General features: G+C 68.8%; 15 protein-coding genes. 10 read left to right on the top strand and 5 right to left on the bottom strand.

The genetic code is table 11. From position 1 onward, the window contains the following. Positions 1 to 10 precede the first annotated feature (10 nt). Genes argJ through argH form a run of 5 tightly spaced genes read left to right on the top strand, consistent with a single transcriptional unit; the run spans position 11 to position 5,655 of the window. Positions 11 to 1,168 (top strand): bifunctional glutamate N-acetyltransferase/amino-acid acetyltransferase ArgJ, encoded by a 1,158-nt coding sequence (gene argJ / locus RIN18_RS15285; protein WP_309104848.1) that lies wholly within the window; start codon positions 11 to 13, stop codon positions 1,166 to 1,168. After that, the gene (gene argB, locus RIN18_RS15280; RefSeq protein ID WP_309104847.1) at positions 1,165 to 2,082 is read left to right on the top strand and encodes an acetylglutamate kinase; all 918 of its coding nucleotides are present in this window, start codon (positions 1,165 to 1,167) and stop codon (positions 2,080 to 2,082) included. Before argJ ends, argB begins: the two co-directional genes overlap by 4 nt. Next, positions 2,079 to 3,299, top strand: coding sequence for an acetylornithine transaminase (locus RIN18_RS15275; RefSeq protein WP_309104846.1), 1,221 nt, complete (start codon positions 2,079 to 2,081; stop codon positions 3,297 to 3,299). The genes argB and RIN18_RS15275 overlap by 4 nt, the downstream gene beginning before the upstream one ends. Then, complete coding sequence (gene argF / locus RIN18_RS15270; protein WP_309104845.1) at positions 3,296 to 4,225, top strand: ornithine carbamoyltransferase; 930 nt, start codon at positions 3,296 to 3,298, stop codon at positions 4,223 to 4,225. The genes RIN18_RS15275 and argF overlap by 4 nt, the downstream gene beginning before the upstream one ends. Next, a complete protein-coding gene (gene argH / locus RIN18_RS15265; RefSeq protein WP_309104844.1) occupies positions 4,225 to 5,655 on the top strand; it encodes an argininosuccinate lyase in 1,431 nt (476 codons plus the stop codon). The genes argF and argH overlap by 1 nt, the downstream gene beginning before the upstream one ends. Before the next feature lie 124 nt (positions 5,656 to 5,779). Here argH and RIN18_RS15260 read toward each other — a convergent pair whose 3' ends face one another. The 3 genes from RIN18_RS15260 to RIN18_RS15250 form a co-directional block, all read right to left on the bottom strand. Beyond that, a complete protein-coding gene (locus RIN18_RS15260) occupies positions 5,780 to 6,310 on the bottom strand; it encodes a DUF559 domain-containing protein (protein ID WP_309104843.1) in 531 nt (176 codons plus the stop codon). A 12-nt stretch (positions 6,311 to 6,322) separates the two neighbouring features. Beyond that, the gene (locus RIN18_RS15255; RefSeq protein ID WP_309104842.1) at positions 6,323 to 6,619 is read right to left on the bottom strand and encodes a type IV toxin-antitoxin system AbiEi family antitoxin domain-containing protein; all 297 of its coding nucleotides are present in this window, start codon (positions 6,617 to 6,619) and stop codon (positions 6,323 to 6,325) included. 224 nt (positions 6,620 to 6,843) lie between these two features. Next, positions 6,844 to 7,425, bottom strand: coding sequence for a DUF1349 domain-containing protein (locus tag RIN18_RS15250; RefSeq protein WP_309104841.1), 582 nt, complete (start codon positions 7,423 to 7,425; stop codon positions 6,844 to 6,846). Positions 7,426 to 7,484: 59 nt separating this feature from the next. On the opposite strand from RIN18_RS15250, the gene RIN18_RS15245 reads away from it, so the two are divergent. Next, on the top strand, positions 7,485 to 8,129 hold the full coding sequence (locus RIN18_RS15245) for a SatD family protein (protein ID WP_309104840.1): 645 nt from the start codon (positions 7,485 to 7,487) through the stop codon (positions 8,127 to 8,129). Continuing rightward, positions 8,126 to 8,929, top strand: a complete 804-nt coding sequence (locus RIN18_RS15240) for a hypothetical protein (protein WP_309104839.1) — start codon at positions 8,126 to 8,128, stop codon at positions 8,927 to 8,929. The genes RIN18_RS15245 and RIN18_RS15240 overlap by 4 nt, the downstream gene beginning before the upstream one ends. Positions 8,930 to 8,936: 7 nt before the next feature. Here RIN18_RS15240 and RIN18_RS15235 read toward each other — a convergent pair whose 3' ends face one another. Beyond that, complete coding sequence (locus RIN18_RS15235; protein ID WP_309104838.1) at positions 8,937 to 9,299, bottom strand: MerR family transcriptional regulator; 363 nt, start codon at positions 9,297 to 9,299, stop codon at positions 8,937 to 8,939. A gap of 54 nt (positions 9,300 to 9,353) precedes the next feature. On the opposite strand from RIN18_RS15235, the gene RIN18_RS15230 reads away from it, so the two are divergent. From RIN18_RS15230 to RIN18_RS15220, 3 genes are all read left to right on the top strand, one after another. Then, entirely contained in the window at positions 9,354 to 10,307 is a 954-nt protein-coding gene (locus RIN18_RS15230) for an aldo/keto reductase (RefSeq protein WP_309104837.1), read from the top strand. A 92-nt stretch (positions 10,308 to 10,399) separates the two neighbouring features. After that, positions 10,400 to 11,701, top strand: coding sequence for a tyrosine--tRNA ligase (gene tyrS, locus RIN18_RS15225; RefSeq protein WP_309104836.1), 1,302 nt, complete (start codon positions 10,400 to 10,402; stop codon positions 11,699 to 11,701). Between the two features lie 30 nt (positions 11,702 to 11,731). After that, positions 11,732 to 12,526: a DUF4184 family protein gene (locus RIN18_RS15220; RefSeq protein ID WP_309104835.1), complete on the top strand. Its 795-nt coding sequence runs from the start codon at positions 11,732 to 11,734 to the stop codon at positions 12,524 to 12,526. On the opposite strand, the gene RIN18_RS15215 is transcribed toward RIN18_RS15220, so the two are convergent. Continuing rightward, complete coding sequence (locus RIN18_RS15215) at positions 12,511 to 13,857, bottom strand: CoA transferase (RefSeq protein WP_309104834.1); 1,347 nt, start codon at positions 13,855 to 13,857, stop codon at positions 12,511 to 12,513. The genes RIN18_RS15220 and RIN18_RS15215 overlap by 16 nt on opposite strands. Positions 13,858 to 14,480 lie beyond the last annotated feature (623 nt).

Here is a 14,480-nt window from a genome sequence, read left to right as displayed (position 1 = left end):
AGGCAGCGCTGTGAGCGTCACCGCCCCCGCAGGATTCGAGGCGGCCGGCGTCGCCGCCGGACTCAAGTCCACCGGCAAGCCCGACGTCGCGGTCGTCGTCAACCGCGGGCCGCGCAAGGTCGGTGCCGCCGTGTTCACCAGCAACCGCGCGAAGGCCAATCCGATCATCTGGTCGCAGCAGGCGGTCGCCGACCGGGTCGTCGAGGCCGTGGTGCTCAACTCCGGCGGCGCCAACTGCTTCACGGGCACCTTCGGCTTCCAGACCACGCATCAGACCGCCGAGCGGGCAGCAGAGCTGCTCGACATCAGCGCCGGCGACGTGCTCGTGTGCTCCACCGGACTCATCGGCACCGGCGACGAGGTGTTCCGCGAGCGGGTGCTCGCCGGCACCACGCAGGCGATCGCTGAGCTCTCCGCCGACGGCGGCGAGGCGGCGGCTCAGGCGATCATGACCACCGACACCGTGGCCAAGACGGCAGTGGTGAGCCGGGACGGCTGGACGATCGGCGGCATGGCGAAGGGCGCCGGGATGCTGGCACCGGGACTCGCGACGATGCTCGTCGTCATCACCACCGATGCCGTGCTCGAACCGCTCGAGGCCGATGCGGCGCTCCGTCAGGCCACCGGGCAGACGTTCGATCGACTCGACTCCGACGGCTGCATGTCCACCAACGACCAGGTGACTCTGCTCGCCAACGGCGCGAGCGACGTCGTGCCCGACATCCAGGATTTCGCCGCAGCGCTGACCGAGCTGTGTCAGGATCTCTCGGTCAAGCTGCAGGGCGATGCCGAGGGCGCGAGCCATGACATCACCATCGAGGTGCGGTCGGCGGCATCCGAATCCGAGGCGGTCGAGGTCGGACGCTCCGTCGCGCGGAACAACCTCTTCAAGGCCGCCGTCTTCGGCAACGACCCGAACTGGGGGCGGGTGCTCGCCGCGATCGGCACGACGACCGCCCAGTTCGATCCCTACGACGTCGACGTCTGGATGAACGGGGTCCGTGTGTGCTCGGGCGGCGCCCCCGACCGTCCCCGCGAGGAGGTCGACCTCACCCCGCGTGCGACGCACGTCGTGATCGACCTCAAGGTGGGCGAGGCCACGGCCACGATCCTCACCAACGACCTGACGCACGACTACGTCCACGAGAACAGCGCGTACGCCTCATGACGGACATCCAGGACACCCCGCCCGATGTCGCCGCCGTCAAGGCGACGACCCTCATCGATTCGCTGCCGTGGCTGAAGACGTTCCGCGACCAGATCGTCGTCATCAAGTACGGCGGCAACGCCATGGTCTCGGATGAGCTGCAGGAGGCTTTCGCGCAGGACATCGCCTACCTGCGCTATGTGGGGGTGCAACCGGTCGTCGTCCACGGCGGCGGGCCGCAGATCTCCGACATGCTGCAGCGACTGGACATCCCCAGCGAGTTCAAGGGCGGGTATCGCGTCACGAGCACCGAGGCGATCAGCGTGGTGCGCATGGTGCTCACCGGGCAGGTCAACCCGCAGCTGGTCGCACGGATCAACTCGCACGGACCCATCGCCGCCGGCCTCAGCGGTGAGGATGCGGGACTCTTCGGCGGGCGCCGTCGTGGCGCCGTCGTCGACGGCGAAGAGATCGATCTGGGACGCGTCGGCGACGTCGTCGAGGTCGACCCGACGCCGGTGCTCGATCACCTGGCTGCCGGGCGGGTCCCGGTGGTGTCCAGCATCGCCCCAGACCTGGACCACCCTGGGCACTCCCTCAACGTGAACGCGGATGCCGCGGCATCCGCCCTGGCTGTCGCGCTCGGCGCCCGCAAGCTCGTCATCCTCACCGACGTACCCGGCCTCTACGCCGACTGGCCCGATCGGGACTCGCTCGTCTCGCACCTCACCTCGACAGAACTCGTCGAGATGCTGCCGTCGCTGGAGTCGGGGATGATCCCGAAGATGCAAGCGTGCTTGGAGGCCGTGCAGGGCGGAGTGGATGCCGCCGCCATCATCGACGGACGCGTGCCTCACTCCGTGCTCGTCGAGTTGTTCACGAGCGAGGGAATCGGCACCGAAGTGGTGGCAGCGAAAACGGAGGTGACGGCATGACCGTCTGGCAGGACGACGTGGCACGCGATCTGGTCAACAACGCGGGGGACAGGCTGGCGCTGCTCACCCGCGGCGAGGGTTCCTACCTGTGGGACTCTGAGGGCCGACGCCACCTCGACTTCCTCGCGGGGATCGCCGTGACCTCGCTCGGACACTCCCACCCGGCTTTCGTCGCGGCGATCTCGAAGCAGGCCGCCACCCTCGCGCACGTCTCGAACTACTTCGCCACTCCGCCACAGCTTGCCCTGGCCGCGCGCCTGAAGCGGCTGGCGGGCGCCGGTATCGACGGACGGGTGTTCTTCTCGAACTCGGGGGCCGAAGCGAACGAGGCCGCATTCAAGCTCGCCCGCCTGCATGGCGGCCCCGAGCGGCCGCGCATCATCGCGCTCGAGAACGGCTTCCACGGTCGCACGATGGGATCGCTGGCGTTGACGGCGAAGGCGTCGATGCGCGCTCCGTTCCAGCCGATGCCGGGGGGCGTCGAGCACATCGAGGCGACCGTCGAGGCGCTGGAAGCGGCCATCGACGACCGCGTCGCAGCGGTCATCGTCGAGCCGATCCAGGGCGAGGCGGGCGTCGTCGAGCTTCCGGAGGGATACCTCGCTGCCGCGCGATCCCTCACCCTCAAGCACGGCGCGCTGCTCATCGTCGACGAGATCCAGACCGGCGCCGGACGCACCGGCGCGTGGTTCGGCTTCAGCCACGAGGGGATCACGCCCGACGCCATCACCCTCGCCAAGGGCATCGGCGGAGGCTTCCCGATCGGGGCTCTGGTCACCTACGGCTCGGCGAGTGCGCTGTTCACCCCGGGCTCTCACGGCTCCACCTTCGGCGGCAATCCGCTGGCGACCGCGGTCGCCGACGCCGTGCTGGCCGAGATCGAGCACGGCGGCCTCGTGGACAACGCCGCACGTCGCGGTGAGGAACTCCGCGAGCTCATCACCGGGCTCGACTCGCCGCTGATCGAGGGTGTGCGCGGTCGCGGACTGCTCATCGGCGTCGCCCTCACCAGCCCCGTCGCCGGTGCCGTCGTCGCTGCTGCCCAGCAGCGCGGTCTCATCGTCAACGCGGCCAACCCCGACACCGTGCGGATAGCGCCGGCTCTGAACATCGGCGACGCCGAGATCGCGGAGTTCCGCGAACTGTTCACCGCCGTGCTCGCCGACGTCGAGGCATCCCTCGTGGCAGCCCCCGAATCCGGAAAGGTATCCGTATGACCCGCCACCTGCTGCGCGACGACGACCTGACGCCCGCTGAGCAGGCCGAGATCCTCGACCTCGCCCTCGAGCTGAAGAAGGACCGCTGGGCCGACAAGAGCCTCGCCGGCCCGCAGACGGTCGCGGTGATCTTCGACAAGTCCTCGACGCGCACTCGCGTCTCGTTCGCCGTCGGCATCGCCGACCTCGGCGGGTCGCCTCTGATCATCTCCACGGCGAACAGTCAACTCGGCGGCAAGGAGACGCCGTCGGACACCGCACGCGTACTGGAGCGTCAGGTGGCCGCCATCGTCTGGCGCACGTACGCGCAGGCCGGACTCGAGGAGATGGCCAGGGGCACCCGGGTGCCCGTCATCAACGCGCTCTCCGACGACTTCCATCCCTGCCAGCTGCTCGCCGACCTCCTCACGATCCGCGAGCACAAAGGCGAGCTCAAAGGCCTCACGCTGAGCTTCTTCGGCGACGGTCAGAGCAACATGTCGCACTCCTACATCCTCGCCGGGGTCACCGCGGGCATGCACGTCCGCGTCGTCGCTCCGACGGGCTACGCGCCGCGGGAGGACGTCGTGGCCGCGGCCGAGCGGCGAGCCGCCGAGTCGGGCGGATCCATCACCCTGCTCACCGACCCCGCCGCGGCCGCGGCCGGCGCCGACGTCGTCGTCACCGACACTTGGGTGTCGATGGGCAAGGAAGAGGAGAAGCTCGCGCGCATCCGCGATCTCGGTGCTTACAAGGTCACGGCCGAGACGATGGCGCTCGCCGATCCCGAGGCGATCTTCATCCACTGCCTTCCCGCCGACCGCGGCTACGAAGTCGACCCGGAGGTCATCGACGGGCCGCAGAGCGTGGTCTGGGACGAGGCCGAGAACCGGCTGCACGCGCAGAAGGCGCTGCTGGTGTGGCTGCTCGGCAAGAAGGACGCATGATGAGCGACGAGAAGCACGGGGGAACCAACCAGGGGGCACTCTGGGGTGCGCGGTTCGCGTCAGGACCCTCACCGGAACTGGTGGAGCTCAGCCGCTCGACCCACTTCGACTGGGTGCTCGCGCCCTATGACATCGCAGGCTCGCACGCGCACGCGAAGGCGCTCGCGGCCGCCGGCTACCTCGAGAAGTCCGAGGAGCAGCGCATGCATGAGGGGCTGGATGCCGTCGCCCGCCGTGTGGCGGACGGCACGCTTGTCCCCGCACCGACCGATGAGGATGTGCACGGGGCGCTGGAGCAGGCTCTGATCGCAGAGCTCGGCCCTGAGCTCGGGGGCCGTCTTCGCGCCGGTCGCAGCCGCAACGACCAGATCGCCACGCTGGTGCGGATGTACCTCATCGATCATGCGCGCGTCATCGCGCGCGACCTGCTGCGGGTCATCGATGCGCTCGTCGCGCAGGCCGAAGCGCATCCCGACGCCATCCTCCCGGGACGCACGCATCTGCAGCACGCGCAGCCCGTACTGCTCGCCCACCATCTGCTCGCGCATGGCTGGCCGTTGGTGCGCGAATTGGAGCGGATCGTCGACTGGCGCCGTCGCGCCGGCGCCTCGCCGTACGGCGGGGGAGCGCTCGCCGGGTCGACCCTCGGGCTCGACCCCACGTTGGTCGCCTCGGAACTCGGGCTCGACCGTCCTGCCGAGAACTCGCTCGATGGCACGGCGGCGCGTGATGTGGTGGCGGAGTTCGCTTTCATCGCGGCGATGACGGGTGTGGATCTTTCTCGGCTGTCCGAGGAGATCATCCTCTGGAACACGCGGGAATTCGGTTTCGTCACTCTCGACGACGGATACTCGACCGGTTCGAGCATCATGCCGCAGAAGAAGAACCCCGACATCGCCGAACTCGCGCGCGGCAAGTCAGGGCGCCTCATCGGCAACCTCTCCGGGCTCCTGGCGACGCTCAAGGGGCTCCCGCTGGCGTACAACCGCGATCTGCAGGAGGACAAGGAGCCGGTCTTCGATTCGGTGCAGACGCTCGAGGTCGTTCTTCCCGCGTTCGCCGGGATGATCGCGACGCTGCGCTTCGACACGCAACGGATGGCCCAGCTCGCCCCTCAGGGCTTCTCGCTGGCGACCGATGTCGCGGAGTGGCTGGTCAAGCGCCGGGTGCCGTTCCGCGACGCCCACGAGATCTCGGGCGCTCTCGTGCGTGCCTGCGAGGAGCAGGGGATCGGCCTCGAGGATGCCTCGGACGAACTGCTGCTGTCGGTATCGCCGCATCTCGTGCCGGAGGTGCGCGACGTGCTGACGATCGAAGGTTCGGTGTCGTCCCGAACCGGCGTGGGCGGGACGGCCCCGGTGCGCGTCGCCGAACAGCGCGCCGAACTCGTCGCACGGGCCCAGGCGGCCGCGCACGCTCTCGGGCTGTAGCTGCGGCTGCGGCTGCGGAACCGGCCGTCGGGTCGCTGCCGGTGACGATTTCGAGGTGAAGGCGACGATTCGCGGTGGGTATGCCGCAGATTTCACGGCGAATCGTCACTTCCACCTCGGATCGTCAGCCCTGCGCGCGCAGGCGATGAAGAGCACCGATGACCGCCGCCTGTACGTGCGGCCAATCGTGGACGATCTGGGCGTAGTCGAAGCGGAGCGTTTCGTAACCGAGGCGGGATGCCGCGGCATCCCTCACCCTGTCGCGGTGACGCGTGGCGGACGAACCGTGGTGCTCATCGCCGTCCGCCTCGAGGATGAGTCGTCCGGCGATCACGAAGTCGACCCTCCCCACCTCGGCGATGAGCACCTGGCAGTCCAGTCGGATTCCGAGCAGGTGCAGGCGCAGCCGGAGTATCGACTCGAGGCCGCTGTCGGCATCCTTCCGTGCGAGGTCGACCAACCACTGCGCGGTCCGGGGCAGCGCGGCCCTGATTCTCGTCCGCGCATCGCGGGAGAGCAGCCCCAACAGCCACGCCGATTCATAGGCGGCGAAGACTGCCTCGTCTCCGCCGCAACGCCTCAGGTGCAGCAGGGCGGTCTCGACGGTGGCTGAGCCCAGCGGCGGTCGCCCGCCGTAGTAGTGGGACACGCACACGCATGCCGGATGCTACAGCCGGTGCTGTTTCTGGCCGAGCCAGACGTGCGGCGCATCGGTGCCCGGCGCGAGGACCCAGACTCCTCGCGATCTCAGCAGACTGACGCAGGTGAGGGCACCACCGTGTGCGACGGCAGCCCTCACTGCGAGCTGGATCGTCCCCGCTGCGAACACGCCGTGGCGGATGCGCTCGATGGAGCCGCGGTCGACCTGCGCCGCGAGCGACTGGCGTGTGAAGCCGAGTGCGCGCAGCCGGGTTCCGCGCGCGATACCGCCGAGCTGCATGATGGTGTCCTTCGCGGAGAGCATGCGCTCCACGGTGCCGGACGATGCGACGGCTCGGGGACGGGGGTGCCCCTTTGGGGACCGTCTCGCCCGATTCGGATTTCGTGCAGGAGCAGTGCCCGGCGACGATTCGAGGTGGTGGCGACGATCCGCGGTGGGTATGCCGCAGATTCCACCTCGAATCGTCGTCCGTACCTCGAATCGTCCGCGGCGGAGGCGGCATCAGTCCGGGCCGCCGCCGGAAGCGCTCAGTGCAGCGCGGTGTCGGCTGCCGAGCGCGTCCAGCGGGTGAAGTCCACGGTGAACCCTGAGCGGGTGGGGGCTGCGAGGTACGGGCCGGCGGATGCCGCGGCTTCCGCGTCGAACGGGGCGACGCGTACGAGTCGCCATTCGCCGTCGTCGGCACGGGCTCGCACGATGAGTGCATCCGCCCAGCGACTGACCCGAACGGTGATCTCGGACGCCATCCACTCGTCGACATAGCCCACCGACCAGTCCGAGCGTCCGTCGGTGACGACCGCACCGAGCCCGAGGTGACCGTCGGCGAACTCGATCCCCGCCTTCATCCATCGCTCGGCGTCGATGCGCACGAAGAGTCCGGCCTGATCGAACTCGCCGGTCCACGGCGCCCGGAACGTCACCTCCATGGCCTCGCCGACGGGAAGAGAAGCGAGCAGAGCATGCTCGGTGTCGTGCACGAAGCCGTAGGCGGTGCGAAGCCACGCATCGCTTCCCTCCACCGCGGTGACGGTCAGGTGCTCGGCTGCGACGACCGAGTGGGGAGGGTTCGTCCAGGAGCCATCGTTCCAGCGGATGCCCGATTCAGGCATTTCTTCTCGTTATAACTGTAGTGCGCATATTCCTGAGTTATTCGTGTTATGGTTATGTCGTGGTCATCGCTGTTCTCGCCGACATCGTCGGCTCCCGCGCACTTCGCGATCGGACGGATGCGCAACGGGTGCTCGACGAGACGATCGCGCGCGCCGACGCCGACATGCCCCTCGCGCTGCAACGACTGACGCCCACAGTAGGGGACGAGCAACAGGGCGTCTATCGGACACTCGGGGACGCCCTGACGTCGCTGCTCATGATCCAGCTCGCCCTGCCCGACGGCATCGCGTTCCGCTTCGGCATCGGCGTGGGCGAGATCCGCTCGGTCGCATCGGTGCACGGTGAACTTTCCGACGGACCCGGCTGGTACGCGGCGCGCGCCGCGATCGAGACCGTGCACGCCCGTGAGCAGCGCGCCGTGCCGAGGGCGCGCAGCTGGATCGTCGGTGCCCCCGGGCAGGATGAAGTCATGGAGAGCACGATCGCAGCATCCAATGCATACCTGCTCGCGCGCGATGAACTCGTCGGCGCGATGAGCGAACGCGAACGCCGCCTCACCTACGGGCGCCTGATGGGCGCATCCCAGCAGGACCTCGCCGCGCGGGAGGGCATCTCGCAGCCGAGCGTCTCGAAGTCCCTGCGCAGCGCCGGAGCGGCCGCCCTCATCGAGGGCGCAAACGCCGTCCGCGGAGTGACCTCGTGATCATCACGGGGTTCATCCTGCTGGCCGTCGGCGCCGCCGACCTCGTCCGCCAGTTCGCGCCGCGCCGCTGGATCGGCTATCTCACAGCCGTGGTGATCCTGCTGCTTCTGGGCAGCGTCAGCGACGCGCTGCTGCCGATGCTCGCCGCCCTCGCCGCCGGAGCGCTCTGGCTCTGGTGCATGCCGGACGACCGTCCGGCACCGGCGGGATTCTGGCCTGCGGTGCTGCTCGGGGTGATCGGCATCGGCGGCGTCATCTGGTTCGGTGAGCGGACCGATGCCGGACTGATCGGCGAGGTGTGGATGCTGCGGTCCCCGTTCGGACCCATCTCGTTCGACCTGGCGGTGCTGGTGATGGGCACGGGAGTCTTCCTCCTCGAATCGGCGAATCTCGTCGTGCGAGCGGCTCTCGATGGCGAGCACACCTGGCGGCCCGTCGATCCAGCGTCCGGCACGGCTGTGCCTGAACCCGCCGTCGCGCCTGCAGCCGGCACGACACCCGCCGTCGCGATACCCGCCGTCGCGCCCGCATCCGCGACGACCCCCGATCCGCGCGGCGGATTCAAGGGAGGTCGCCTGATCGGACCGCTGGAACGGGTCATCGTCTTCCTGCTGACGCTCGCCGGTGCCTACCCGGTGCTCGCGGCGATGCTCGCGGCGAAGGGGATCGTCCGCTTTCCCGAGATCTCACGCGACGGCGAGACAGGCGCGCGGGCGGAGTACTTCCTCGTCGGCAGCCTCGTCAGCTGGGTGATCGCCCTGGGCGCGGCTTTCCTCGTCTGGTGGTCGGCGCACAGCTAAGCCGGCGTCAGTCAGCGAGCTGACCGCGATACCAGTCCAGCTTCTCCTGCAGCCGCCGCTGCTGTGCCAGCACCTCGGCGAGCTGCTGCTCGACGGTCTCGGCGTGCTCCTCCAGCAGCGCGATGCGCTCGGGGATCGTGTCATCGCTGCGACACAGCTGTCCGTAGCGGCGGAGGCGTTCGACCGGCATGCCGGTCTCACGCAGGCACTTGAGGAACTCGAGCAGGCCGAGTTCGGCATCCGTGTAGGCGCGATGACCGCCGGCCGTGCGGGGAACCGCGGGCAGGATCCCTTCGCGCTCGTAGTAGCGGAGCGTGTCGATGGAGAAGCCGGTGCGCGCTGCCGTCTCCGCCGGGGTGTATGTCGTCATGCGACCGAGCATAGGCCTTGACCTGGAGCGCGCTCCAGGTTGCACAGTGGGCTCATGACTCACGAACACATCAAGAGATCCCCCATCGTCCTCGGGGCGATGTCATTCGGCACGGTCGTCGACGAGGACACGTCGTTCGCCTTGCTCGACCGCTTCGTGGAGCGGGGCGGTATCTGGATCGACACCGCCGACTGCTACAGCTTCTGGGCGAGCGAAACCGGCCACGGCGGGGCATCCGAGCAGGTTCTCGGTCGCTGGCTCGCCGCCCGGCCGGGAGTGCGCGACCGGGTGCGCATCGCGACCAAGGTCGGCGCCGAGCCGCTCTGGCCGGGATCGTGGCCGCAACACCGGGCCGGTCTCTCGCCGCGAGCGATCCGCGAGGCGCTGTCCGGAAGCCTCGACCGGCTCGGCGTCGACACCGTCGATCTGCTGTGGTTGCACCAGGAGGATCGGGCGGTCCCGATCGAGGAGACCGTCGACGGGCTCGCGGAACTCACGCGCGAAGGAACGGTGCGCCGAGTCGGAGCGTCGAACCACCCTGCCTGGCGCATCGAGAGGGCGCGCGCACATGCGCGTGCGATCGGCAGCGTGCCGATTGACGCATTCCAGCTCAACAGCACTTACCTGCGCGTGCGGCCGGGCACTCTGCCCCCGGGTGTCATCCACCCGTTCGGTGTGCTCAGCGACGAGCAGCGGGACTTCGCCGCCGAGAACGGCATCGAGACCTGGGCGTACACGCCGCTGCTCTCGGGCGCCTACGACAATGAGGCCAAACCCATCCCGGAGGTCTACGACCATCCCGGCAACGCCCGCCGTCTGCAGATCCTCTCAGAGACGGCGACGCAGCACGGAGTCGGACGCGGACAGATCGTCCTGGCGTGGCAGCTCGCCCACGGCATCCGCCCCATCCTCGGCGGCAGCAAGCTCCATCAGCTCGACGCGGCGCTGGATGCCGCCTCGATCGAGTTGACGGCGGAAGAGCTCGCGCGTCTCGACAAACCGGCGTGACCTCCGCGGGCTCGGCGGACGACGCCCGGCGACGCGCGGACCACGCACGGCCAGGCGCGGGCGGCGTTTCGGGCGCTGATAGCCTGGAGCGCGTGTCAACTCCCGCTCTGACGACCGCCGAGCCCGCGATCGACCCCACGTTCGAGAACGTGTGGGACGAACTCGTGTGGCGGGGCCTCGTTCACGTGTCCACCGACCAGGAGGCGCTTCGCGCCCTGCTCGCGGGAGACCCGATCACGTATTACTGCGGCTTCGATCCGACGGCTCCGAGCCTGCACCTGGGAAACCTCGTGCAGCTGCTGACGCTGCGTCGCATCCAGCTCGCCGGTCATAAGCCACTCGGTCTGGTCGGCGGCTCCACCGGGCTCATCGGAGACCCGCGCCCGACGGCCGAACGCACCCTCAACACGCGCGAGACCGTCGCGGAATGGGTCGATCGGCTGCGCGGGCAGGTCGAGCGATACCTGAGCTTCGAGGGCGACAACGCCGCACGCATCGTCAACAACCTCGACTGGACGGCGCCGATGTCGGCGATCGACTTCCTGCGCGAGATCGGCAAGCACTACCGGGTCGGCACGATGCTGAAGAAGGATGCGGTCGCGGCACGGCTGAATTCCGATGAGGGCATCAGCTACACCGAGTTCAGCTACCAGATCCTGCAGGGGATGGACTACCTGGAGCTGTACCGCCAGTACGACTGCGTGCTGCAGACGGGTGGTTCGGATCAGTGGGGAAACCTCACCAGCGGCACCGACCTCATCCGCCGTGCCGAGGGGTTCTCGGCACATGCGATCGGCACGCCCCTGATCACCAACAGCGACGGGACGAAGTTCGGCAAGAGCGAGGGCAACGCGATCTGGCTGGATGCCGAGATGTGCAGCCCCTACCGCATGTACCAGTTCTGGTTGGGCACGGCCGACAGCGATGTCATCGATCGGCTGAAGGTGTTCACGTTCCTGAGCCGCGCCGAGATCGAGGCATACGAGCGGCTCGTGGAGACCGAGCCGTTCCGCCGGGCAGCGCAGAAGCGTCTCGCCCTCGAAGTGTGCGCCACGGTGCACGGGATCGACGCCACCGCGGCAGTGATCGCGGCATCCGAGGCCCTCTTCGGGCAAGGAGATCTCACGGTGCTGGACGCGGCGACGCTGCGGACGGCACTCGAGGAACTCCCGCACGCGACCGTGCCGACCGGCACACCCGTGATCGACGCCCTGGTCGAAACGGGGCTCGTGTCGAGCCTCTCCGAGGCGCGCCGGGCGATCGCGCAGGGCGGGGTCTCGATCGACGGCGAGCGAGTGGCCGACGAGTCGGCGACCGTGACCGGGAGCCTCCCGGGCGGGGTCTCGGTGCTCCGCCGCGGCAAGAAGACGCTCGCCGGCCTGTTCGTCGGCTGAGACCGACCCGCCGATCGGATCAGGAGAGGCATGCCGTTCACGCCGAGCCACGCCGTCATCGCGTTGCCCTTCATCCGCACGCCCCTCGTGCCGGCGGCGATCGCCATCGGCGCGATGACGCCGGACCTTCCGCTGTTCCTGCGCGGCATCGGCATCGGCTACGCGTTCACGCACACCGTCGGCAACGTCGTCTGGACGACCCTCGTGGCCTTCGCACTGTTCCTGCTGTGGCGTGCGGTGCTGCGTCCGGCGGTTCCCGAGTTGCTGCCGGCGACGCTGGCGCGGAAGCTCCCTCGTGACTGGTCTGATGCGCGGACGACCGCCCTGCGCCGCGCGGTCGGCGTGGGGGAGCAGCGGTGGTTCCTCGCCCTGCTCGCCGCCTCCCTGATGCTCGGAGTGCTCTCGCACATCGGGTGGGACATGTTCACGCACGAGGGGCGCGGGGGAGTCCAGCTCATCCCCGCGCTCGAGGCGATGTGGGGCCCGCTTCCCGGCTACAAGTGGCTGCAGCACGGCTCGAGCGTGGTGGGACTCGCGATCATCGCGGTGTGGGCATGGGCGTGGCTGGGCGGGCGCGCCGCCGGAGAGCCTCTGACGAGAACTCTCCCGTCGTGGGCACGGATCGCGTGGTGGGCGTCACTTCCCGTCGTGCTCGTCGGAGCGCTCGTGCTGGGACTCGCCCTCCACGGGCCTGTCGACGCCGAGTTCACCGTGCAGCATCTCGCCTATCGCATGCTGCCGCCGGCGTGCGCGATCTGGGGCGCGCTGACGTTGCTCCTCGCTGCAGCGTTGCCGCTCATGCGGAGCTCTCACCAGCGCGGCTGATCTTCTCCGAACGCGCGCGGGGCATCGAACTCGTACCAGGGAAAGGCCGGGCGCACCGTGTCGACGGTTCGGCCGCCGACCCGGAATGTCGCGGTGTGCGGCGTGACGTCGATCTCCGCCGCCGGCGCCGGCCGTGCGGTCCGTGGCATCCCGAGAAGCTCGGCGGCGATGCGACGAAGCGACGTGCGCGCCACCCAGCTTCCGCCTTCACGTTCCCGCCGATCGAGCAGGATCATGGCGGTGGCCGCGAGCAGGTAACCCGCACTGTGGTCGAGCGCCTGCGCCGGAAGCGCTCCGGGGCGGATGCCGTCAGCCGACTCGATCATCGCGATGCCGGATTCGGCCTGGACGAGGCTGTCGAAACCCCGCCGGTCCGGATGCTCCGCGCCCCACGCGCTCAACTGCAGCACGATGAGCCCGGGGTGACGTGCGGTCAACTCTTCCGGATCGAGTCCGAGGCGGCTGAGGCCTGCCGGCCGGTACCCGAGCACGACCACGTCTGCCATCGACACCAGGTCGCGCATCGTGCCGGATCCGGCGTCCAGCAGCGCGGAGCGCTTGCCGTGCCCGGTGTCGTAGTGCTGCCAATCGGGCTCAGGCAGGTTCGGCGGATCGATTCTCAGGACGTCGGCGCCCAGCAACGCGAGCGTGCGCGTCGCGACCGGGCCGGCGATGACCCGCGTGAGATCGAGGACTCGGATGCCGGCCAGCGATCTGCCCGTGCCGGAGGTGCGTTCCCGGCTGCCCGCATAATCGTTCGCGCGACGAACGTCGACGAGCGGGGTCGCGCGAAGCCGTTCATCGAGAGCGCCGCGCTCGGACCCGACGACCACGGCGAGGCCTCCTGCGCCGGTGATGAGCCGAACGGCTTCGTCCGGCTCCAGAGCGGCGAGGGCAGCGGATACACCGTCGGCCGTGGGGGATCCGCCGAGGTCGAGGGCTGCGCCGAGAGCCGCCGCGTGATGCGGGTAGTTGCCGTGCGTGCGGATCCAGCCGTTCCCGCACTGCCAGAACGCGGAGTACGGCGACCACACCGAGGGGGCCTGGCCATCGAGGCGCAGAACTCGGTCGCTCCGAAAGGCCAGGGCGATGCGCGAGGGATCGAGATCGTCGAGATCGGCGGGTGCGCGCCCCGACGCGAGAGCGGCGGCCGCGACGCTGCCCCAGGCGAGGTCTCCGACCGCGAGCCTCGACGGGAGGGGGACGGAGACGCGCGGTGCCCGAACCCGCTCGAGCCGTCGCGGATCAGCCCCCAGATCGTGCCAGGCACGTGCCAGCAGGCGTAGTCCGCCGCCCGCCACGGGGTCGCCATCGAACATGTCGAAAGACATGCTGCGATGCTACGCCGCAGCGGCCGCCCGACCGAAACCGACCCTGACCCGGCTGAAACCGCCGACCGGGCGCAAACGACACGCCCGGGGGTGCCGGCCCGATTTGCCAGGATGCCCGAATCCACGTAACTTATTACTTGTTCGCCCCACAGGGAAGCGGAGGAGCCCAGCGCTTCACCCCCCTCAAGCGGAGAACCACTCCCGATCCGCTCTCTTGAGAGTTCAGGCGCTTGCGTCTAGGATGGGAGATCCCACCTCTTCGGCGGCCGATCGGCCGCGCTGCGGATCCTCGAGCCTCACGGCTCGTCGGTTTGACAGGCGAGATCAGGTGGGTAAGATTGAGAAGTTGCCCTGCGGGCCTGGTTGTGATGGCTGGGTCGTGGGTGCGTCCGATCCTTGAGAACTCAACAGCGTGCACTTGTCAAATGCCAAATTATCCTCGTTCCCGTTTTGGCGGGAGTGAGAATTCCTTTGGATCAAAGACCAGCTCCTTTTTGGGGTTGGCATTCGGATGAAGTCAGCAATGATGTCATCTCTTTGGTCAGTTTCAAACTCGCTGCTTTCACTGTTTTCCCGGTGGGGGTATGCATTTCTTTTTTACGGAGAGTTTGATCCTGGCTCAG

This window comes from Microbacterium sp. (assembly GCF_031179285.1).
Taxonomy (GTDB): Bacteria; Actinomycetota; Actinomycetes; order Actinomycetales; family Microbacteriaceae; genus Microbacterium.
The sequence above is the reverse complement of the archived record's forward strand: the minus strand, read 5'-3'. Positions and strand labels throughout refer to the sequence as shown.

What these genes read in the sequence shown, in the direction of transcription:
- argH (WP_309104844.1), top strand. Translation starts at nt 4,225, where the DNA reads ATGAGCGACGAGAAGCACGGGGGAACCAACCAGGGGGCACTCTGGGGT.
- RIN18_RS15235 (WP_309104838.1), bottom strand. Translation starts at nt 9,299, where the DNA reads ATGACGACATACACCCCGGCGGAGACGGCAGCGCGCACCGGCTTCTCC.
- RIN18_RS15255 (WP_309104842.1), bottom strand. Translation starts at nt 6,619, where the DNA reads ATGCTCTCCGCGAAGGACACCATCATGCAGCTCGGCGGTATCGCGCGC.
- RIN18_RS15275 (WP_309104846.1), top strand. Translation starts at nt 2,079, where the DNA reads ATGACCGTCTGGCAGGACGACGTGGCACGCGATCTGGTCAACAACGCG.
- RIN18_RS15230 (WP_309104837.1), top strand. Translation starts at nt 9,354, where the DNA reads ATGACTCACGAACACATCAAGAGATCCCCCATCGTCCTCGGGGCGATG.
- argB (WP_309104847.1), top strand. Translation starts at nt 1,165, where the DNA reads ATGACGGACATCCAGGACACCCCGCCCGATGTCGCCGCCGTCAAGGCG.
- RIN18_RS15220 (WP_309104835.1), top strand. Translation starts at nt 11,732, where the DNA reads ATGCCGTTCACGCCGAGCCACGCCGTCATCGCGTTGCCCTTCATCCGC.
- argF (WP_309104845.1), top strand. Translation starts at nt 3,296, where the DNA reads ATGACCCGCCACCTGCTGCGCGACGACGACCTGACGCCCGCTGAGCAG.
- RIN18_RS15250 (WP_309104841.1), bottom strand. Translation starts at nt 7,425, where the DNA reads ATGCCTGAATCGGGCATCCGCTGGAACGATGGCTCCTGGACGAACCCT.
- RIN18_RS15215 (WP_309104834.1), bottom strand. Translation starts at nt 13,857, where the DNA reads ATGTCTTTCGACATGTTCGATGGCGACCCCGTGGCGGGCGGCGGACTA.